Here is a 21226-nt window from a genome sequence, read left to right as displayed (position 1 = left end):
GGCTGATAGAGACTCAGGCGTCCTGGGCGGCGGCGTTCAAGCCCAGCTCACCCAGTACGCGACCGCGGGATTCGTCGTCGGCGAGAACGCCTTCGATGGCTTTGCGGAACGCAGGCGCGTTACCCAGCGGGCCTTTGAGGGCCACCAGCGCGTCGCGCAGTTCCATCAGTTTTTTCAGCTCAGGCACTTGCTCGACCAGCGAGGCCGGGTTGAAGTCCTTCATCGAATTGACGCGCAGTTTCACGGCCAGTTCTTCAGTGTCACCTTCTTCCTGAAGACGGTTCGGTACGCTCAGTGTCAGGCTCAGCTCTTGCTTGGCCAGCACTTCGTCAAACGTCATTTTGTCGATGCTGATCGGCTTGCGATCTTCGACTTTGCGTTCGTCCTTGCGGTGGGTGTAGTCACCGATTGCCAGTAGTTTCAACGGCAGTTCGATCTCTTCCTGTGCACCACCGGTGGCAGGTTTGAAGGTGACGTTGATGCGTTCCTTGGGGGCTACCGAGCCTTCTTTGGCCATGGCTTTTCTCCTTGCGGTTGTGGCCCTGGGGCCTATTCGAGTACCACTTCGAGATCGAGGTGGCACAGCCTGCGATAAATCTCTTCCTTGCGTTCACGTACGGCATGGTTCTGCGGCAACAACTCGCAGCAGCTATGCAGTAAATGCAGCACTTCCAGCGCAAGATCGGGCTCCCAGGCGTTCAGGCCTGAGTCCTGTAATGTTTGGTCGAGTGTTTCGAGTTGGGTCTTGGCCAGTTCGTATTTCTTGGCCATGAAGCACAGCCGCGCGAGGGCGAACTGCCAGAAAAACCGGACGCGTCCGCCCTGGGCGCTTTGCAGCCCCTGCTTGAGGATCTGCACGGCGGCCTTGAGGCCGTCCTTGCGCAGGATCGGCAGGACTTCCTCGAGGGCCACTTCCCAGGCTGGCTGGGTGTCGGCGACTTCAACCTTGCGCGGCGCACTGGCGCTTTGCAGGTGCGGCATGACGCTGGCGCTGATCCAGGCGCGGGTGGCCGGATCGGCGAACGGCGCGCCGTCGTGGAAACGCAATTCGATGATGCCGGGCAGGCGCTGAATCAAAAGCGCGAAGTGGATTTCCACTTCGCGCATTGCCATCTCGGCGTTCAGGCCCTGGAGGCACTCCCAGACCATTCGCTGGCCATCGAACCAGAACGGCGCCTTCGCCAGGCTCGCCTCCAGTTCCACCAGCAGGTCGGCGTATTTGGCTTGATCGTAGCGGTCCTGATAGGCCTTGAGCTTGTCGGCGGGCAAGCCGCGCAACACGGTGATTTGCTCGGCGTTACGCTCGGGCACTGCGTCGATGGGCAGCCACAGCAGCGTGCGATTGAGGCGCAGGGCGCGCAGATCAGTGGCTTTCTGCTTGAGCCACCAGGCACACAACGGACGGGCACTTTCCTGCTGGGCGCGCAGGGCCTTGTGGGCTTCTTTTTCGTTGTCGATCGGTGCGCCGGGGGCGAACAGCTGCGTCGCGGCCTGTTTGACCTGGGCCACTGCGGCGCCAACCACGCCGGGTTCCGGCTGGTTGTCGGCGGCGCGTTGCACCATGTTTTTCAGACGGCGGGAGATCGGCAGCAGCAGCGGCGCATCGTCACCCAAATGCTCGGTGCAGGCGGCATCGAGGCCTTCCAGATGTTCGACCAGCCGCCGGAACATCGGCAACTGCTCTTTGATCGCGACGTTCTCGGTCAGCACCTGCTCAAGGCGCGGCACCAGCCAACTGATTGCAGCGGAGCGAGTGCGGGCCTTGTTCGGGTGAAGGTCAGCCCAGTGGTTCTCGCACAGGTGGTGCAGCAACCCGAGGCCAGCCAGCAAGCCCTGGAACGATTCGCGCTGGTACAAGGCCCACGTCAGCCAGGCGCCGACCCGCAAATCCTTGGACTGGGTGCGCAGCAGGTTTTCGCTGTTTTCTCGGATTTTCAGCCAGTCGATCTGACCGCTTTCGTGCATGGACGAGGCTTTCGCCAGCTCGCTTTCCAGTGCCTCATATTCGCTCGAAAAGCGAACGTCCTCGCCCGCGAAATTCTCTTTGGAAACAGAGGCTTTTGCGAGTTCGAGGTAATGAGCGGAAAGTTTGCTTGAGTAGGACATCCATGGCCTTTAATTAGGATTACGGTCGAACGCCAATTGCAGTTGCAGCGACGCGGGACAGTATCAAAGAGCTGCGATGAGTCTCATCCAATTGAGTTCGTGCTCTTTCAAGTGGGCGCATCGTAATCACAATGATGGCCACTAGCAAGCATCTGATTAAACAACAAGACGAAGTGCGCTTTATTGCGTGTAAGAGGTTTCCCTATATGAGACAGGGGATTCCCCGATGCCGATTTAATATTCACGCTCTTACAGCAACCCCTGAAAGCACCGAGCCAGAGCGCCCCGAGAGGGATGCGCCGATTTGTTGGCAACATTTTCCCCTCATAGCCGTAGAGCATGCCAACAATAAAAGACAATGAATGTAGGAATCGTCCGAAAGGTTGTGGTCATCATGGAAAAGAATGAGGCGCGACAACGGAGACGCAGGAAAGTGCCATCGCCATGATGGCACTTAATATATCGGGAGATATCAGTGAAGGACTTGAAACAGCGAGCAAGTGAGCATTAGTTTTCCAGAGTGTATTAATCAGTCCATCCCGGCATATATACACATTGGAACAGCACCTATAAAAAATGGGCATCCGAATTAATCGGTATGCCCATTTTTCAATACGGTTCTCCCCATTATTCAGGGAGTTCGCCGCAATTACGGATTAACGCTGTCTTTCAACGATTTGCCTGGCTTGAACGCGACAGTATTGCTGGCCTTGATTTTGACAGGTTCACCGGTTTGCGGGTTTTTGCCGGTGCGGGCACCGCGGTGGCGTTGCAGGAAGGTACCGAAGCCCACCAGCGTGACGCTGTCTTTGCGGTGCAGAGCGCCGGTGATTTCTTCGAGAACGGCGTTGAGAACGCGGTTGGCCTGCTCTTTGGTGAGATCTGCTTTTTCAGCGATTGCAGCGGCGAGTTCTGGTTTACGCATTAGTGAAGCCCCTTTGACGGTTTTTTGTTGTTATGTCCGTGCTGTTCTCGTTGGAACAGCGCCCAAAGCGCCGCAGGTGCTCTACTCTGCGGCAGACGGGAGTGAGAATGGCACGCACGGAAGAGCCGCGCCAGTCTCGGCGCGACCTTTGTAGGGGCAAAAGCGGGGTGATTCCGACAGAACGACCGGTATTTACGCCAGCAGTGCCGGAAGCTCTTTGTTCAGGGCCAGTTTTTCCATCACCGCCGCGCCTGTCAGGGCATAACCGAGCAGTTTTCCGCTGGCATCGCGGCATAAAGCTTTGATGTCCGCGCCCTGCCCTTCAACGGTCCAGACACCCTCGGCACCCCGTGGTGGTGGCGAAACCACCAACGGACAGACCGGGGTTTTCACGGTGATTGGCATCGGGCCATAACTCACGGCGGTGGGGTTGCCGGCGAGGGTTTGTGCCAGCGCTCTCGCACAGCTCATCAGGGGCATGACGTACAACAGATTCAGCCCATCGACCTCGGCGCAGTCGCCCAGCGCGTAGATATTGGCGTGGGAGGTTTTCAGGTGGCGATCGACCATCACGCCGCGATTGACCTGCACACCGGCCGCAGCCGCCAGATCGATACGCGGACGCAGGCCGATGGCCGAGACCACCACGTCGCAATGAATCACCTGACCATCGGACAGATGCGCTTCCACGCCGTCTGCGACGTGCTGCAAGCGGTTGAGCACCGGCCCCAGGTGGAAACGCGCCCCCAAGCTTTCCAGCCCGGCCTGCACCGCAGCCGCCGCCGCCGGGTGCAGCAGGGTCGGCATGACTTGCTCGCACGGTGCAACCAGTTGCACCTCGTAGCCGCCGAGGATCAGGTCATTGGCAAACTCGCAACCGATCAGGCCGACGCCTAGCAGCAACACCCGGTGTTTGCCTGCCGCTGCGGCGCGAAAGTGGGCGTAATCTTCCAGGTCGTTGATCGGGAACACCACATCCGCCGCATCGCCTTCGATGGGCACCCGCACGGTTTCCGCGCCCCAGGCCAGGATCAAGTCGCGATAAATGACCGCTTCCTCACCGATCCACAGGCGCTTGTGGCCCGGATCGATGCCGCTGATGCGCGTGTGGGTGCGCACTTCGGCCCTCAATTGCTCGGCCATGGCACCCGGCTCGGCCATGCTCAGGCCGTCAGCGTCTTTGTTTTTGCCAAAACCGGTGGAGAGCATCGGTTTGGAGTAGGAGCGTCCGTCATCGGCGGTAATCAGCAGCAACGGGGTTTCGCTATCGAGTTTGCGAAACTCCCGGGCCAGGTTGTAACCAGCCAGCCCGGTGCCGACGATCACGACAGGTGCGTTCATTCCTTACTCCTCTGGTGTTTTGTTAGTTGATTTCGATCATTTCGAAATCCATCTTGCCGACGCCGCAGTCCGGGCACAGCCAATCTTCCGGCACGTCCTGCCACAGCGTGCCCGCCGCAATGCCGTCGTCCGGCCAGCCCTCGGCCTCGTTATAAATCAGGCCGCAGACCACACATTGCCACTTTTTCATTCAGGTACTTCCTCAGGATTCAGGCTTATTGCCGGCGCGAACGGTCGATGGTTGGAGCGCTGCCGTCCGGCTCAGGGGCGTTTTGTACTGATCGGGCCCGGCAGATGCAAGCGCGTTCCGCGCAACGGCGGCCCCGATCAATCAAAATCGCTGGCTGACATGGTAAGCTCGCCGCCTCATTTGCTGCCAATAATGACTCACTGTGCCGCACTCAAAACTCCCCTCCGCTACCCCGCTGTGGCTCCCTCAAAGCCAACTGACGCCCCTCCCCGACACGTCTACCCTCGACTGGCTGTTCGACGAAGGCTCCCTGACCCGACGCCTGATCCGCTTGTCGAATGACGGCTTCAGCGTCACGCCGTTGTTTGAAGGCTGGCAAACGCTGCGCGCCGACGAATGTGCTGCGCTGGAGTTGGAGGAAGGCAGTGAAGGCTGGGTGCGCGAGGTGTATTTGCGGGGGCACGGCGAAGCCTGGGTGTTTGCCCGTAGCGTGGCGGCGCGCAGCGCCTTGCAGGGCGACGGCTTGCACATGGATGAACTGGGTAGCCGCTCGTTGGGTGAGTTGCTGTTTTGCGATCAGGCGTTCCAGCGTCGCGCCATCGAGGTTTGTCACTATCCTCAGGAATGGCTGCCGCTGGCGTCCCGGGCCTCCGATCTGTGGGGCCGTCGTTCGCGGTTCGACCGTGGCGCCTTGAGCGTGCTGGTGGCTGAAATTTTCCTGCCGACCTTGTGGCTCGCCGCCCGCGCCCACCCGGAGAACTGCTGATGTACCAGAGCCTGCTCAAGTCCCTGAACCGCTTGAACCCTCGGGCCTGGGACTTCATTCAGCTGACGCGCATGGACAAGCCGATCGGCATCTATCTGCTGCTGTGGCCGACCCTGTGGGCGCTGTGGATTGCCGGCAAAGGCTCGCCCTCCCTGGCCAACATTGTGATTTTCGTCCTCGGCGTGGTCCTGACCCGTGCGGGCGGTTGCGTGATCAACGACTGGGCGGATCGCAAGGTCGACGGCCACGTGAAGCGCACCGAGCAGCGCCCTTTGGTCAGCGGCAAGATCAGCTCCAAAGAAGCCCTGGTGTTCTTCGCGGTGCTGATGGGCGTGAGTTTCCTGCTGGTGCTGTGCACCAATGCGGCCACGGTCTGGTTGTCGTTCGGCGGTTTGGCGCTGGCCTTCAGCTACCCGTTCATGAAGCGCTACACCTATTACCCGCAAGTGGTACTGGGCGCGGCGTTCTCTTGGGGCATGCCGATGGCGTTCACCGCCGAAACCGGCGAGCTGCCGGCAGCGGCATGGTTGCTGTGGATCGCCAACCTGCTGTGGACCGTGGGCTACGACACTTACTACGCGATGACCGACCGCGACGACGACTTGAAGATTGGCGTGAAATCCACCGCCATTCTGTTCGGCGATGCGGATCGGGTGATCATTCTGACGTTGCAAGGCTTGGCGCTGGGGTGTCTGTTGCTGGCAGGATCGAAATTCGAGCTCGGGGGCTGGTTCCACTTGGGATTGCTGGCGGCGGCGGGCTGTTTCGCGTGGGAATTCTGGTACACCCGCGGCAAGGACCGGATGCGTTGCTTCAAGGCGTTTTTGCACAACCACTGGGCCGGGTTGGCGATTTTTGTCGGGATTGTGCTGGATTACGCCACTCGCTGACCGCCCAAGCCGTTGCCGACGCTATGTGTCGGCAACGGCTACAGGCGTTGAGTCGTCTATTTTTGCGACTCGTGAACAACGTGCCAGACGTCTTTCATTTTGTCGCCCACCATGTCGCCGGGTTTTTTGTCCTTCACGAACGTGTAAAGAGGTTTACCGTCGTAGGCATATTGGCTCGTGCCGTCATCGCGCTTGATGACGCTCCACTTGCCAGCGGCCGTGGCACCCGCCGGTGCCATCATGGGTGGCCAGTTTTTGGCGCAATCGTCATTACACATCGACTTGCCGCCGCTGTCCTTGTCAAACGTGTACAAGGTCATGCCCTTGTGGTCGACCATCATCCCGTCCTTCATCATCGCCGGGTCGGCGGCGAAGGCCATGGTTGGCAGCGTTAGAGCTGCAGTCACTAAAAATGCCTTCCAGGATTGAGCAATGTGATTCATGGAAACCTTCCTTTTGTGGTTGTCAGGATTCGGACTTAGAGCTTAGTTCAGGATCATGACCACCGCCGACCTGCTAAATTGCTGTCACACGACTGCAATAATTCCGTTATCTAATGCGGCGCAAGACAGTTAAATGACAAGAGGATTAAGGCATGGTTGGCAGGAGCATTCTGATCGTCGACGACGAAGCGCCCATTCGCGAAATGATCGCCGTTGCGTTGGAAATGGCCGGCTATGACTGCCTGGAGGCCGAGAACTCCCAACAGGCCCATGCCATCATCGTCGACCGCAAACCGGACCTGATCCTGCTCGACTGGATGCTGCCCGGCACGTCCGGTATCGAGCTGGCTCGCCGTCTCAAGCGCGATGAGCTGACCGGGGACATCCCGATCATCATGCTCACCGCCAAGGGCGAAGAGGACAACAAGATCCAGGGGCTGGAAGTCGGCGCTGATGATTACATCACCAAACCGTTTTCCCCCCGTGAACTGGTGGCGCGCCTCAAAGCCGTGCTGCGCCGTGCCGGTCCTACCGATGGCGAGACACCGATCGAAGTCGGCGGCCTGCTGCTGGACCCGATCAGCCACCGTGTGACCATCGACGGCAAACCCGCCGAGATGGGCCCGACCGAATATCGTCTGCTGCAGTTTTTCATGACTCACCAGGAACGGGCCTACACCCGTGGCCAGTTGCTGGATCAGGTCTGGGGCGGCAACGTGTATGTCGAAGAGCGCACCGTCGACGTGCACATCCGCCGTCTGCGCAAAGCCCTCGGTGATGCCTATGAGAATCTGGTACAAACCGTGCGCGGCACCGGTTACCGCTTTTCTACCAAAGCCTGACCAAGAGCTTTCCCGCCCGACAAGCTGACAAGGACGCGTGTTCAATTGAACCAAAACTGGCATGGCACCCTGATCCGCCACATGCTGTTGCTGGTGACCGGGTGTCTGGTGATCGGCCTGATTACCGGCTACTACGGCTGGAGCCTCGCCGCGGGCCTGGGCCTTTACCTGGCCTGGACCCTCAAGCAATTGCTGCGGCTGCACGAATGGCTGCGGCTGCACAAACCCGACGAGGCACCACCCGACGGCTATGGCCTGTGGGGCGAAGTGTTTGACAGCATCTACCACTTGCAACGTCGCGACCAACGCGTGCGCGGACGCCTGCAAGCGGTGATCGATCGGGTCCAGGAATCCACTGCCGCGCTGAAAGACGCCGTCATCATGCTCGACAGCGAGGGCAACCTTGAGTGGTGGAACCGCGCCGCCGAAACACTGCTTGGCCTGAAGACGCCGCAAGACAGCGGCCAGCCGGTCACCAACCTGGTGCGCCATCCGCGCTTCAAGGAATATTTCGAGCAGGACAGCTACGCCGAACCGCTGGAAATCCCTTCGCCGATCAACGATCGTCTGCGCATTCAGCTGTACATCACCCGCTACGGCAACAACGAACACCTGATGCTGGTGCGCGACGTGACGCGTATCCATCAGCTGGAACAGATGCGCAAAGACTTCATCGCCAACGTCTCCCATGAACTGCGCACACCGTTGACGGTCATCTGCGGTTACCTGGAAACCTTGCTGGATAACGCCGAGGAAGTGAACCCGCGCTGGACCCGTGCCTTGCAGCAAATGCAGCAGCAAGGCGGGCGCATGCAGACCTTGCTCAACGACTTGTTGTTGCTGGCCAAACTGGAAGCCACCGATTACCCCTCGGACAACCAGCCCGTGGCCATCGACGGCTTGCTGCAATCGATCACGAGCGACGCCCAGCAGTTGTCCGGCCAGAAAAACCAGCGCATCACCCTGGAAGCTGATCCAACGATCCTGCTCAAGGGCAGCGAAGCCGAGTTGCGCAGCGCGTTTTCCAACCTGGTGTTCAACGCAGTGAAATACACCCCGGCCGAAGGCAATATCCGCATTCGCTGGTGGGGCGATGAGCAAGGCGCGCACCTGAGCGTGCAGGATTCCGGGATCGGCATCGACAGCAAACACCTGCCGCGCCTGACCGAACGTTTCTACCGCGTCGACTCCAGCCGCAATTCCAACACCGGCGGCACCGGCCTCGGCCTGGCAATCGTCAAACACGTGCTGCTGCGCCACCGCGCACGGATGGAAATCAGCAGCGTGCCGGGCCACGGCAGCACCTTTACCTGCCATTTCGCGCCCGCTCAGGTCACAAAAACCCGGGTCATCAGCACCGCCGACTGATACCGGCCAGCACTCGCCACTAGGCAATCGCCCGGTCAGCCGCTACATTGGCTGACTTGTGCCTGCCCTTCAGGCACCGCATTGACCCCCTATTCGAATACACGGAACCCGCAAAACTCCATCATGGACCCTTCCCCAGGCTTGACCCTCGCGACACTCTTCGCCGATTTCGGCATGATTCTTTTTGCTCTGATCCTGGTTTTGCTCAACGGCTTTTTCGTTGCGGCGGAATTCGCCATGGTCAAATTGCGCTCGACCCGGGTCGAGGCCATCGCTGAGAAAAACGGCTGGCGCGGACACATCCTGCGCACCGTTCACAGTCAGCTCGATGCGTACCTCTCAGCGTGCCAATTGGGTATCACCCTCGCCTCCCTGGGCCTGGGCTGGGTCGGTGAACCGGCGTTCGCACACATTCTGGAGCCGCTGCTTGAAGCCGTCGGCGTGCAGTCGCCCGAAGTGGTCAAAGGCGTATCGTTCTTCGCGGCGTTCTTCGTCATCTCGTACCTGCACATTGTGGTCGGTGAGCTGGCCCCGAAATCCTGGGCCATTCGCAAACCCGAGTTGCTGTCGCTCTGGACCGCAGTGCCGCTGTACCTGTTCTACTGGGCCATGTACCCGGCGATCTACCTGCTCAACGCCAGCGCCAACACCATCCTGCGGATCGCCGGCCAGGGTGAACCCGGCCCGCATCACGAACACCATTACAGCCGTGAAGAACTGAAACTGATCCTGCACTCCAGCCGTGGCCAGGACCCGAGCGACCAAGGCATGCGTGTGTTGGCTTCCGCCGTGGAAATGGGCGAGCTGGAGGTGGTCGACTGGGCTAACTCCCGTGAAGACCTGGTGACGTTGGAGTTCAATGCGCCGCTCAAGGAAATCCTGGCGATGTTCCGTCGCCACAAGTTCAGCCGCTATCCGGTGTACGACAGCGATCGCCAAGAGTTCGTCGGCTTGCTGCACATCAAGGATCTGCTGCTGGAACTGGCGGCCCTGGACCACATTCCCGAGTCATTCAACCTCGCCGAACTGACCCGGCCGCTGGAACGCGTGTCGCGGCACATGCCGCTGTCGCAGTTGCTGGAGCAGTTCCGCAAGGGTGGCTCGCACTTCGCCCTGGTCGAAGAAGCCGATGGCAACATCATCGGCTACCTGACCATGGAAGACGTGCTTGAGGTGCTGGTCGGCGACATTCAGGACGAACACCGCAAGGCTGAGCGCGGCATTCTCGCGTACCAGCCGGGCAAGCTGCTGGTGCGCGGTGATACGCCGTTGTTCAAGGTCGAACGCCTGCTGGGCATCGACCTGGACCACATCGAAGCCGAAACCCTCGCCGGGCTGATCTACGAAACCCTGAAACGGGTGCCGGAAGAGGAAGAAGTGCTGGAAGTCGAAGGCTTGCGAATCATCATCAAGAAGATGAAAGGGCCGAAGATCATTCTGGCCAAGGTGTTGATGCTCGATTAAGCGCGACACCGGCGGCGAGCGAGCTCTTGTGGCGAGAGAGCTTGCTCCCGCCGGCCGATCCGCGCCCGGGCGTAGCAGTCGTAAACCGATGAATGCGGTGTGCCTTGAGGATCGCGGTTGCAGGCGTTGGGGCCGCTTCGCAGCCCAGCGGGAGCAAGCTCCCTCGCCACAGTAATCGTGCTGATCCGGCTATTGCTTGCCCAACGCAAAGTTGGGCAACGCGCCCACCGGCTGATTGAACTGATACGGAATCGACACCAACCCAAGCCCCGTATTGCGCTGCACCACGAAGTGCAAATGCGGCCCGCTGCTGTTGCCGGTGTTGCCCGACAGGGCCAGCGCACTCCCCACCGCTACCCGTTGCCCCTCGCGAACGCCCACCGAACCTTGCTTGAGGTGCAGGTACACGCCCATCGTCCCGTCATCGTGCAGCACCCGCACGAAATTGCCTGAAGGATCGGTGCCACGTCCGGTCTGGGCATTTTCGGTTTTCACCACCACCCCGCCCCGCGCCGCAATGATCGGCGTGCCTTCGGGCATGGCGATGTCCATGGCGTAACGGTTTTTGGCGCCGAAATGGCTGTATTGGCCGTTGGCACCCTGACTCAAGCGAAACGGCCCACCACGCCAGGGCAGCGGATACCGATAGGCCATGGCAGCCCCTGAAGGGTCGCCCAGGGAATATTCGAACCTTGGGGTGTACGCCAGCGGCCTTCCGGCCTTAGTCGCCGTGAGCAGCGCCAGACGGATGTTGCTGCGGGCCGGCATCACCCGGCGGATCGGTCGGCTCGGCGCGCCGCTGACATTGCTCAACCCGGCAAAACTCAGCTCGATCTCGACCGGCGCATACAGGTCGTTGCGCACGTACACGTTGTCCACGCCCTTCTGCTTCTTGATCTCCAGATACACCTGGCGCTCAAGGTGCTCGACCATGCGATCACGAAAAACGAACACCTGGGAGCCTTTCGTGGGGCGGTCGCTGTAGGAGACCACGCCATTGGCGTCTTTGGACTTGTAGATCGTCATGGCCACAGCCGAGGTGGAGGCCATGAAAAGACCACAGAAAAACAGCAGGCGCGCGAGCATGGGCAAGAGTCTGTCGAGTAAGGCCTGGGAAGGAGCCTAGCAGCTGCAATGGACCCGGGTAGTCGGCAGATGTTTCAAATCAGCAAGCGCCACATTCCAACTCAATTTCGCGAATCGTCCCCGCGACAGGCAATCGCGGGGACTCTGAGCGCAAGAACGCCAATATCATCAGTCCTCCTCTACATACAGTTTGTTTACCGGCGAGCCGACGGTGTCACCCGACTGCCGCTCAACAACAGCCATGAATGTTACAAAGTTTCCCGCCAACACTGAAAACGGGATCGGCAGATTGAACGATTGATACCCTTGCGCAATATCTGCACTTGTTACCGGAAGGCGAAAGACAAATTCGCGCCCAAGTTCCGCGCCAACAAAAATGAAAGAAGTTAAATCACCTTGACTCATCCCTAGTGTCGGAACCCGCATCGGGATCTTGCCGCTTTCATCAATTTTCAATAAGGTCGCGGGGGAGCCATAAATTACCTCCTCCGGTGCCCAATAGAGTGCCGTAGGCATTACAAGATCGCCTGCCACATCAAGCTTCATGAGCCGTGACGTCCAAGTGCCTCGATCAGAATGGACCGTGTAAATAAAATGAACATGCCCGTTTTTGTTAGGCTCCAGGAACTCCCGGTCGACGAAAATGACAATATCTTCATCGCTTTGACCGGGTTGAACAATCAGGTACTTCACGAAACATGCGTTGCTGTGGGAGCCGATCCAGTAGACGGAAACAACTGCATTTTCCTCCAATGACATTGCAGACTTTATTCGCAGGTTTACGCCTTGCGATACTACCGAAATGGGAATTACCCCATCTACCGCCTCATCGACAACTGGCTTATACAACCACCCTTCCACCCAATAACAGGTACTGGGTGACAATAGGTCGTCGGGTGGATAATCAAAATAAATGTACTGCAGGACAAGTTTTCCACTAAAAAGCCGCGCTTGCTCAGCCGAAAGAGAAACAACAATATCCTGATTGTCTTCTTGGATAGTTCCCGACAATGCAAGGGCGCGCCCGTCACTCGAACTAAAATTGAGGAGATATCTACTCCCCTTGTTCATGCCATCAACAAATGGAAACCGAACGGTCATGCCATTTTCAATGCCGGAGTAGCTGATTTTTCCATCCACTGCTTCGTCGATTGAAGCCGGGAGCAGAGGTTCCTGACGCGCTCCAATAGCCTCGACGGCCTTGTTTCGCTCTTGCAGTGTAACGATCTTGCTCATTTGCATCCCGCTCCATAGAGTCGCCACGATTTGTGGTGATTCCGGCATACGCTACAGAGACTCTGCGAATCCTTGACCTGTAATAAATGACAGTTTCGACGAACGGCACCCGAGCATTTTCATGCCCAAACCAAGTGAGGCTGGCAGAAGCGCGGTGAGATCAAGAGACGGACCGGGAGTGCGATAAAGAGAGAAAAGTCACCTCCCGCGTTGTTCAGGAACAACCTCGGGGGCGACCTTTCATACGTGAAGTTTACGCGCCAGGTACGAAATGCTTCTGCGCCGTGCCACGTGCGATCAATCGGGAGATGTAGTCGAGCTTCTGCGCATCCTGATCCACAAAGCGGAAGGTCAGTTGCAGCCAGTCGCTGTCAGGTTTCGGCTCAAACGCGACAATGGCGTGCAAGTAGCCATTGAGGCGGGCGACTTCAGCGTTGTCGCCCTGCTCCAGGTCCAGCACGGCGCTGTCGAGGACTTGCGGCAGCGTGTCGGTACGCTTTACCACCAGCAGCGCTTCCTTGATGCTCAAGGCTTTGATCACGCACTGCTGAATGCCGCTTGGCAAACGCAGCTGACCTTGACCCCGACCGCTGGCGGGAGCGGAAGCAGCGCCCGGTGCCTTGACCGGCGGGCTATTGAGCAAACCGCGAGACGCAGCCGGGGCAGGGGTCGGCGCGGCGGCAGCAGGTTTGGCGAACGGGTTGACCGGCGCCGCTGCAGGTGCGACCACGGCCGCCTTGCCGCCGGTCAATGCGCTCAGGGAATCGTTGCCGAAAGCCGAGTTCATTTTGGTCGGCGCACCGTTCATCAAGGCGTCGAGCTTGCCGACCTTGTTCAGCGCTTGCTTGACCTTGGTCAGCAGTTGTTCGTTGGTGAAGGGCTTGCTGACGTAGCCGGAAACGCCGGCCTGAATCGCCTGGACCACGTTCTCTTTATCGCCACGGCTGGTCACCATCACGAAGGGCATGGTCTTGAGATTGTCTTGCTCGCGGCACCAGGTCAGCAGTTCCAGGCCAGACATTTCCGGCATTTCCCAGTCGCACAGCACCAGGTCGAACGCTTCCTTGGCCAGCATGGCCTGAGCTTTTTTGCCGTTGATGGCATCTTCGGTCCGGATACCCGGGAAGTAGTTACGCAGGCACTTCTTTACCAGGTCACGAATGAACGCTGCATCGTCCACCACCAACACACTGATCTTGCTCATCCATCACCCCTCGAAAAAATCCCGGCAAGCATACCGTTTTGCTGATGGCACATTGCCAAAAACCTTCAGTCACGCCGGGACTTTTCGTTCGCGGGTGCTGCTTTTGAAGTCGAAAGCCACACACAAAAACGCCCGGCCAAAGGACCGGGCGTTTTTCTTGGGCAGTCTTACTTATCGTCAGCTTTGCCCGGAACATTAGCGGTTTCGCCACTTGTGCCTTCAACTTCTTCTTTCATGCGCTTGAGGCCCAGGTGACGCACGTCCGTACCGCGCACCAGGTAAATCACCAGTTCCGAGATATTGCGCGCGTGGTCACCGATCCGCTCCAGCGAACGCAGCACCCAGATAATGCTCAAGACCCGCGAGATAGAGCGCGGGTCTTCCATCATGTAGGTCGCCAGCTCACGCAGTGCGGTCTTGTATTCGCGGTCGATGATCTTGTCGTACTGGGCCACCGACAACGCCAGGTCGGCGTCGAAGCGGGCAAAGGCGTCCAGCGCATCACGCACCATGTTGCGCACCTGGTCGCCGATGTGGCGAACCTCGACGTAGCCGCGCGGGGCCTCGCCTTCTTCGCACAACTGAATGGCGCGGCGGGCGATCTTGGTCGCTTCGTCACCGATGCGCTCCAGGTCGATCACCGATTTGGAGATGCTGATGATCAGACGCAAGTCGGATGCGGCCGGCTGACGACGGGCCAGAATGCGCAGGCATTCTTCGTCGATGTTGCGTTCCATCTGGTTGATCTGGTCGTCGATCTCGCGAACCTGCTGGGCCAGGCCGGAGTCGGCCTCGATCAGCGCGGTCACCGCGTCATTGACCTGCTTTTCCACCAGACCGCCCATGGCCAGGAGGTGGCTGCGAACTTCCTCCAGCTCAGCGTTGAACTGCGCGGAGATGTGATGGGTAAGGCCTTCTTTACTAATCATTCGGTTCGCTCCGCGAAAGTTGCCAGCTTCAAGCTGCAAGCTTCAAGCAGTTATGTATAAGTCCTGATATCGCACCGCTTCCTACTTGCCGCTTGAAACTTGCGGCTTTCAGCTGTACGGCTAGCCGTACCGCCCCGTGATGTAGTCTTCGGTCTGCTTCTTCGCCGGATTGGTGAACAACGTATCGGTGTCGCCGAATTCCACCAGTTTGCCCATGTACATGAACGCCGTGTAGTCGGAAACCCGCGCGGCCTGCTGCATGTTGTGGGTCACGATGACAATGGTGAATTTCGATTTCAATTCGTAGATCAGTTCTTCGACTTTCAGCGTGGAGATCGGGTCGAGTGCCGAGCATGGTTCGTCGAGCAGCAGCACTTCCGGCTCTACAGCGATGGTGCGCGCGATGACCAGACGTTGCTGCTGACCACCGGACAGGCCGAGTGCCGATTCATGCAGACGGTCTTTGACTTCGTCCCACAGCGCCGCGCCTTTCAACGCCCACTCGACCGCTTCGTCGAGAACGCGCTTTTTGTTGATGCCCTGGATGCGCAGGCCGTACACCACGTTTTCGTAGATGGTTTTCGGGAACGGGTTCGGCTTCTGGAACACCATGCCGACGCGACGACGCAGTTCGGCCACGTCTTCGCCCTTACGGTAGATGTTGTGGCCGTACAGGTTGATTTCACCTTCTACGCGGCAACCGTCAACCAGGTCGTTCATGCGGTTGAAGGTACGCAGTAGCGTGGACTTGCCGCAGCCGGACGGGCCGATGAAGGCGGTCACACGCTGTTTCGGAATGTTCAGGCTGACGTCGTACAGCGCTTGTTTGTCGCCGTAGAACAGGTTCAGGCCCGGCACTTCGATGGCCACGGTTTCCTGTTCAAGGCTCAAGCTCTGTTTGTCGCGGCCCAGGGCAGACATGTTGATGCCGTGGGTATGTGCTTCGTGCTGCATGGGGTCTCACTCCGTTCGTAGCTGCAAGCTTCTAGCTGCAAGCTGCAAGTTTTGAGCAAAAGCGGCTTATAGCTTGCCGCTTGTGGCTAATGGCTTTAGCTGTCTAGAGCTTTGTATTTTTCGCGCAGATGGTTACGGATATAAACGGCCGACAGGTTCAACGTGGCAATCACCAGCACCAGCAGCAGCGCCGTGGCATACACCAGCGGCCGCGCGGCCTCGACGTTCGGGCTTTGGAAGCCGACGTCATAGATATGGAAGCCCAAGTGCATGATCTTCTGGTCCAGGTGGAGGTACGGGTAGTTGCCGTCCAGTGGCAGCGACGGCGCCAGTTTCACCACACCCACCAGCATCAGCGGCGCCACTTCACCGGCGGCGCGCGCCACGGCGAGGATCATGCCGGTCATCATTGCCGGGCTGGCCATTGGCAGCACGATCTTCCACAAGGTTTCAGCCTTGGTCGCGCCGAGGGCCAACGAGCCTTCACGCACGGTGCGAGGAATCCGCGCCAGGCCTTCTTCCGTGGCCACGATCACCACCGGCACCGCCAGCAGCGCCAGGGTCAGGGACGCCCAAAGCAAACCCGGTGTACCGAAGGTCGGCGCCGGCAACGCTTCCGGGAAGAACAACCGGTCAACCGAACCGCCAAGTACGTAGACGAAGAAGCCCAGGCCGAACACGCCGTAGACAATCGCCGGAACGCCCGCCAGGTTGTTCACCGCGATGCGGATAATCCGGGTCAACGCGTTCTGCTTGGCGTATTCACGCAGGTAAACCGCCGCCAACACGCCGAACGGCGTCACGATCATCGCCATGATCAAGGTCATCATGACGGTGCCGAAAATGGCCGGGAAGATCCCGCCCTCGGTGTTCGCTTCACGCGGGTCATCGCTGAGGAATTCCCAGACCTTGCTGACGTAGAAGCCGATCTTGGTGAAGGTGCCCATGGCGTTCGGCTGATAGGCGCGGACCACTTTGCCGATGCCGATCTCGATCTCTTTGCCGTTGGCATCGCGGGCGGTCAGGCTGTCGCGGTTGAACTGGGCGTGCAGGTCATTCAGGCGGGCTTCGATGTCCTGATAACGAGCATTGAGCTCAGCGCGCTCGGATTCCATGTCCGCTTGCGCGGCGGCGTCGAGCTGGCCGGCCAGTTCCAGTTTGCGACCGTGCAGACGCACACGTTCCAGACCGGCGTTGATCGCGCCAATGTCGGCTTTTTCCAGGGTCTTGAGCTGTGCTGCAAGCTTGTTCACGCGATCGACACGGGCCTGCAACTCGGGCCATGCGGCTTCGCCCTCAGCAATGACTTTGCCGTCCTGCTTGACGTTGACCAGGTAGCCGTAGAAGTTGCCCCACTCGCGACGCTCGACGGCCATCAGCTCCGGCGGCGTTTTCTGGTTGGTCAGCCACTCGCCGACGATCCAGGTGAAGTCGTTGCCGTTCAGGTCACGGTTGCCGACCTTGATCAGCTCACGGGTCATGAACTCCGGGCCCTGATCGGGCACCGGCAGACCAGCGCTTTTCAGGCGCTCGCGCGGCACTTCTTCTTTCTGCACCACTTCGCCGATGACGAGGTGGTTGGCCTGGCCCGGCACGTCATAACTGGCGTGCACCAGGTCTGCCGGCCAGAAGTGGCCCAGACCGCGCACGGCAATCACCGCCAGCAAGCCAATGGTCATGATGACCGCGATGGACACCGCGCCACCGCTGATCCAGACGCCTGGGGCGCCGCTCTTGAACCATCCTTTCAGGGAGTTCTGTTTCACAGACTTCTACCTTTCTTAAAGCGACGAGTATTTCTTGCGCAGACGCTGACGAATCAGTTCCGCGAGGGTGTTCATGACGAAGGTGAACAACAGCAGCACCAGTGCCGAGAGGAACAGCACGCGATAGTGGCTACCGCCGACTTCCGACTCGGGCATTTCCACCGCGACGTTGGCGGCCAGCGTTCGCAGACCTTCGAACAGGTTCATTTCCATGACCGGGGTGTTACCGGTGGCCATCAGCACGATCATGGTTTCACCGACCGCACGGCCCATGCCGATCATCAGTGCCGAGAAGATGCCCGGGCTGGCGGTGAGGATCACCACACGGGTCATGGTCTGCCATGGCGTGGCACCGAGGGCCAGGGAACCGAGGGTCAGGCCGCGGGGCACGCTGAACACGGCGTCTTCGGCGATAGAGTAAATGTTCGGGATCACCGCGAAGCCCATGGCCAGACCGACTACCAGAGCGTTGCGCTGGTCGTAGGTAATGCCCAGGTCGTGGGAGATCCACATGCGCATGTCGCCGCCGAAGAACCAGGTTTCCATGTACGGGCTCATGTACAGCGACAACCAGCCCACAAACAGAATCACCGGGATCAGGATCGCGCTTTCCCAGCCGTCCGGCACTTTCAGGCGGATGGACTCAGGCAGGCGGCTAAAGACGAAACCGGCGACCAGGATGCCGATCGGCAGAAGCATCAGCAGGCTGAAGATGCCCGGCAAATGCCCTTCCACATAAGGCGCGAGGAACAGGCCGGCGAAGAAGCCGAGGATCACCGTCGGCATCGCTTCCATCAGCTCGATCACCGGCTTGACCTTGCGACGCATGCCCGGGGCCATGAAATACGCGGTGTAGATCGCGGCAGCGACGGCCAGAGGAGCGGCCAGCAGCATGGCGTAGAACGCGGCTTTCAGGGTGCCGAAGGTCAGCGGCGACAGGCTGAGCTTGGGTTCGAAGTCGGTGTTGGCGGCGGTCGATTGCCAGACGTATTTAGGCTCGTCGTAGTTCTCGTACCAGACCTTGCTCCACAACGCGCTCCACGACACTTCCGGGTGCGGGTTGTCGAGCAGCAGCGGCTGAATCTTGCCGCCCGCTTCGACGATCACACGGTTGGCCCGTGGCGACAGGCCGAAGACACCTTGGCCGTCGACCACCTGGTCCACCAGCAAGGTGCGGTGGGCGGTGCTGTGGAACACGCCAAGCTTGCCGGAGGCGTCGAGGGCCACGAAGCCTTTGCGACGTTCTTCAGCGGTGATTTCAACGATCGGCGTAGTGCCCATCTGGAAAGTGCGGATCTGCTTCAGGCGCAACTCGCCATCCGGGTCACGGGCCATGAACCACTGGGCGAGGCCGCCTTTGGAGTCGCCGAGGATCAGCGAGATACCGCCCACCAGTTGAGTACTGGCAGTGATTTCGGCGTCACCGTTTTCCAGCAATTTGTAGCGACCGTTGAGGCTCTTGTCGCGCAGGCTGAACACGTCGGCCTGGGCGCGACCGTTGATCACGTACAGCCATTGCTGACGCGGGTCGACAAAGATGTTCTTCACCGGCTCGGTCATCTGCGGCAGCTCGATACGCTTCTGCTCGTTGGTGACTTCGCCGGTCATCATGTTTTCTTCGCTGGTCAGCGAGAGCACATTGAGTTGCGAACCGGTGGAGCCAACCAGCATCAGAGTGGTGTCGGTGGCGTTGAGGCTGACGTGCTCCAGCGCACCGCCCGCCTCGTTCAGCGCAATCGGAGTTTCGCCGTATGGGTATTCGACGGCTGGCGAGATGGTTTTCTTGCCGTCCGGGTAGCTGACCTTATACGTGTGGCGGAACACCAGCGCCTGGCCATTGGACAAACCTACAGCCACCAAGGGATGGCCCGGTTGGTCTTCGCCGATGGAAGTCACGGTAGTGCCGGCCGGGATCGGCAGATCGACGCGCTTGAGTTCGGCGCCACTGTCGATATCGAAGAACAGTGCCTGCCCTTTGTCGGAAACCCGCATGGCGACCTGGTTCTGCTCTTCCAGGGAGATCATCAGCGGCTTGCCGGCGTCTTGCATCCAGGCAGGCGTGATGGCGTCCTTGGCGGTCAGGTCGGCCCCCTGGAACAGCGGCGCGACGACATAGGCGAGGAAGAAAAAGATCAGCGTGATCGCGCCGAGAACGGCAAGGCCGCCCACGAGGACGTACCAGCGGGTCAGGCGATCTTTGAGCGCGCGGATGCGGCGCTTGCGTTGCAGCTCAGGCGTATTGAAATCAATTCGCTTGGGGGGATTAGTAGTCATGGTGGAATTGGCCAGATCATTCATGCGCACACCCTAGCGATCCTGTATGACAGAAAGATGACAATGCAGTGACGCAACAAATCCGCCGCCAGCGGGAACTGGCAGTGGACCGGAAATTTGGGGGCCGGCGTACCGGCATTTGCAGGATCGAAGCTTGCTCGCGAAGGCGTCATTACATTCAACGTCACGCTGACTGAACCACCGCTTTCGCGGGCAAGCCTCGCTCCTGCAGAGCCCGGGATTACCCCGGGCTCAGGGTTTTACTTTTTTGCTACGTTGCCGCCTTCTTGCAGACCCAGGTCAGCCAGTGCTTTTGCAGCAACCTTGGCTGGCAGTGGGATGTAACCGTCTTTCACTACAACTTCCTGACCCTGTTTGGACAGAACCAGTTTCACGAACTCAGCTTCCAGCGGAGCCAGAGGCTTGTTCGGGGCCTTGTTGACGTAAACGTAGAGGAAACGCGACAGCGGGTACTTGCCGTTCAGGGTGTTTTCTTCGGTGTCTTCGATGAACTCAGTGCTGCCTTTCTTGGCAAGAGCCACTGTCTTCACGCTAGCGGTCTTGTAGCCGATACCCGAGTAACCCACGCCGTTCAGCGAGGAGCTGATCGACTGCACAACCGAAGCCGAACCTGGTTGTTCGTTGACGTTTGGCTTGTAGTCGCCTTTGCACAGGGCTTCTTCTTTGAAGTAGCCGTAGGTGCCGGATACCGAGTTACGACCGAACAGCTGAACCGGCTTGTTGGCCAGGTCGCCCGTCACGCCCAGATCACCCCAGGTTTTCACGTCGGTTTTAGCACCGCACAGACGAGTCGAGGAGAAGATCGCGTCGACTTGCTCCATGGTCAGGTGCTGGATCGGGTTGTCTTTGTGTACGAAGACAGCCAGGGCGTCCACGGCAACCGGGATAGCGGTTGGCTTGTAGCCGTATTTGGTTTCGAACGCTTGCAGCTCGTTGTCCTTCATCTTGCGGCTCATCGGGCCCAGGTTAGCGGTGCCTTCAGTCAGCGCAGGTGGCGCGGTAGAAGAACCGGCAGCCTGAATCTGGATGTTGACGTTCGGGTATTCTTTTTTGTAGTTCTCAGCCCACAGGGTCATGAGGTTGGCCAGGGTATCGGAGCCGACGCTGGACAGGTTGCCCGACACACCAGTGGTCTTGGTGTAGCTCGGGATAGCAGGGTCAACAGCGGCAACCGCGTTGGCAGTCGCAACGCCAGCAGCGACAAAAGTCATTGCCGCCATCAAACGCTTCAGTTTCATGCCTTACTCCTAGCAGATAGAGTGTGTTAGTCGGGGCCAAGTATCAGCAGGCCGTGTGAACACTCTATGGCTGAAATATGACAATTGGATGAAAGGCCAGCATTCGAGTTTTTTGCCGGATAATTCATGCGCCCCAAATCGCTAGCAGGCTAGCCCCACATTGGAATGCAATTCAATGTGGGC

General features: G+C 59.2%; 19 protein-coding genes. 5 read left to right on the top strand and 14 right to left on the bottom strand.

The window, feature by feature from the left end:
- Positions 1 to 13 precede the first annotated feature (13 nt).
- The 5 genes from tssB to FHL16_RS14150 form a co-directional block, all read right to left on the bottom strand.
- Positions 14 to 517: a type VI secretion system contractile sheath small subunit gene (tssB, locus tag FHL16_RS14170; protein ID WP_010465292.1), complete on the bottom strand. Its 504-nt coding sequence runs from the start codon at positions 515 to 517 to the stop codon at positions 14 to 16.
- Positions 518 to 549: 32 nt separating this feature from the next.
- The gene (gene tssA / locus FHL16_RS14165) at positions 550 to 2106 is read right to left on the bottom strand and encodes a type VI secretion system protein TssA (RefSeq protein WP_077748557.1); all 1557 of its coding nucleotides are present in this window, start codon (positions 2104 to 2106) and stop codon (positions 550 to 552) included.
- A 649-nt stretch (positions 2107 to 2755) separates the two neighbouring features.
- The gene (locus FHL16_RS14160; RefSeq protein WP_003213368.1) at positions 2756 to 3031 is read right to left on the bottom strand and encodes an HU family DNA-binding protein; all 276 of its coding nucleotides are present in this window, start codon (positions 3029 to 3031) and stop codon (positions 2756 to 2758) included.
- Positions 3032 to 3223: 192 nt separating this feature from the next.
- Positions 3224 to 4372, bottom strand: coding sequence for an NAD(P)/FAD-dependent oxidoreductase (locus FHL16_RS14155; protein WP_077748556.1), 1149 nt, complete (start codon positions 4370 to 4372; stop codon positions 3224 to 3226).
- A gap of 22 nt (positions 4373 to 4394) precedes the next feature.
- Positions 4395 to 4562: a rubredoxin gene (locus FHL16_RS14150; protein WP_010465298.1), complete on the bottom strand. Its 168-nt coding sequence runs from the start codon at positions 4560 to 4562 to the stop codon at positions 4395 to 4397.
- A 202-nt stretch (positions 4563 to 4764) separates the two neighbouring features.
- Between FHL16_RS14150 and FHL16_RS14145 the strand changes: the two genes are divergently transcribed.
- Positions 4765 to 5328: a chorismate--pyruvate lyase family protein gene (locus tag FHL16_RS14145; RefSeq protein WP_077748555.1), complete on the top strand. Its 564-nt coding sequence runs from the start codon at positions 4765 to 4767 to the stop codon at positions 5326 to 5328.
- Positions 5328 to 6218 (top strand): 4-hydroxybenzoate octaprenyltransferase, encoded by an 891-nt coding sequence (gene ubiA / locus FHL16_RS14140; protein ID WP_010465303.1) that lies wholly within the window; start codon positions 5328 to 5330, stop codon positions 6216 to 6218. The genes FHL16_RS14145 and ubiA overlap by 1 nt, the downstream gene beginning before the upstream one ends.
- A gap of 56 nt (positions 6219 to 6274) precedes the next feature.
- On the opposite strand, the gene FHL16_RS14135 is transcribed toward ubiA, so the two are convergent.
- Positions 6275 to 6661 (bottom strand): COG4315 family predicted lipoprotein, encoded by a 387-nt coding sequence (locus tag FHL16_RS14135; protein WP_010465305.1) that lies wholly within the window; start codon positions 6659 to 6661, stop codon positions 6275 to 6277.
- A 152-nt stretch (positions 6662 to 6813) separates the two neighbouring features.
- Between FHL16_RS14135 and phoB the strand changes: the two genes are divergently transcribed.
- The 3 genes from phoB to FHL16_RS14120 all read left to right on the top strand — a co-directional run bounded on the left by phoB (position 6814) and on the right by FHL16_RS14120 (position 10335).
- Positions 6814 to 7503, top strand: coding sequence for a phosphate regulon transcriptional regulator PhoB (phoB, locus tag FHL16_RS14130; protein ID WP_008150066.1), 690 nt, complete (start codon positions 6814 to 6816; stop codon positions 7501 to 7503).
- Between the two features lie 81 nt (positions 7504 to 7584).
- Positions 7585 to 8871 (top strand): phosphate regulon sensor histidine kinase PhoR, encoded by a 1287-nt coding sequence (phoR, locus tag FHL16_RS14125; RefSeq protein ID WP_231990966.1) that lies wholly within the window; start codon positions 7585 to 7587, stop codon positions 8869 to 8871.
- A 123-nt stretch (positions 8872 to 8994) separates the two neighbouring features.
- Positions 8995 to 10335, top strand: coding sequence for a hemolysin family protein (locus FHL16_RS14120; RefSeq protein ID WP_010465310.1), 1341 nt, complete (start codon positions 8995 to 8997; stop codon positions 10333 to 10335).
- Between the two features lie 189 nt (positions 10336 to 10524).
- Here the strand turns inward: FHL16_RS14120 and FHL16_RS14110 are convergent, their stop codons facing one another.
- The 8 genes from FHL16_RS14110 to FHL16_RS14075 all read right to left on the bottom strand — a co-directional run bounded on the left by FHL16_RS14110 (position 10525) and on the right by FHL16_RS14075 (position 21043).
- The gene (locus FHL16_RS14110; RefSeq protein ID WP_077748554.1) at positions 10525 to 11421 is read right to left on the bottom strand and encodes a peptidoglycan DD-metalloendopeptidase family protein; all 897 of its coding nucleotides are present in this window, start codon (positions 11419 to 11421) and stop codon (positions 10525 to 10527) included.
- Positions 11422 to 11589: 168 nt separating this feature from the next.
- A complete protein-coding gene (locus tag FHL16_RS14105) occupies positions 11590 to 12657 on the bottom strand; it encodes a hypothetical protein (protein ID WP_138739041.1) in 1068 nt (355 codons plus the stop codon).
- A 253-nt stretch (positions 12658 to 12910) separates the two neighbouring features.
- On the bottom strand, positions 12911 to 13861 hold the full coding sequence (locus tag FHL16_RS14100) for a response regulator (protein ID WP_010465313.1): 951 nt from the start codon (positions 13859 to 13861) through the stop codon (positions 12911 to 12913).
- A 167-nt stretch (positions 13862 to 14028) separates the two neighbouring features.
- Positions 14029 to 14790, bottom strand: coding sequence for a phosphate signaling complex protein PhoU (gene phoU / locus FHL16_RS14095; protein WP_008150055.1), 762 nt, complete (start codon positions 14788 to 14790; stop codon positions 14029 to 14031).
- Between the two features lie 120 nt (positions 14791 to 14910).
- Positions 14911 to 15744 (bottom strand): phosphate ABC transporter ATP-binding protein PstB, encoded by an 834-nt coding sequence (pstB, locus tag FHL16_RS14090; protein WP_010465315.1) that lies wholly within the window; start codon positions 15742 to 15744, stop codon positions 14911 to 14913.
- A 95-nt stretch (positions 15745 to 15839) separates the two neighbouring features.
- Positions 15840 to 17510, bottom strand: a complete 1671-nt coding sequence (pstA, locus tag FHL16_RS14085; protein WP_077748552.1) for a phosphate ABC transporter permease PstA — start codon at positions 17508 to 17510, stop codon at positions 15840 to 15842.
- Positions 17511 to 17525: 15 nt separating this feature from the next.
- On the bottom strand, positions 17526 to 19559 hold the full coding sequence (locus FHL16_RS14080; protein WP_169857242.1) for an ABC transporter permease subunit: 2034 nt from the start codon (positions 19557 to 19559) through the stop codon (positions 17526 to 17528).
- Between the two features lie 485 nt (positions 19560 to 20044).
- On the bottom strand, positions 20045 to 21043 hold the full coding sequence (locus tag FHL16_RS14075; RefSeq protein WP_077748551.1) for a phosphate ABC transporter substrate-binding protein PstS family protein: 999 nt from the start codon (positions 21041 to 21043) through the stop codon (positions 20045 to 20047).
- Positions 21044 to 21226: the final 183 nt, after the last annotated feature.

The sequence above is a fragment of the Pseudomonas sp. FSL W5-0299 genome (genome assembly GCF_005930655.1).
GTDB classification, from domain to species: Bacteria; Pseudomonadota; Gammaproteobacteria; order Pseudomonadales; family Pseudomonadaceae; genus Aquipseudomonas; species Aquipseudomonas mandelii.
The sequence above is the reverse complement of the archived record's forward strand: the minus strand, read 5'-3'. Positions and strand labels throughout refer to the sequence as shown.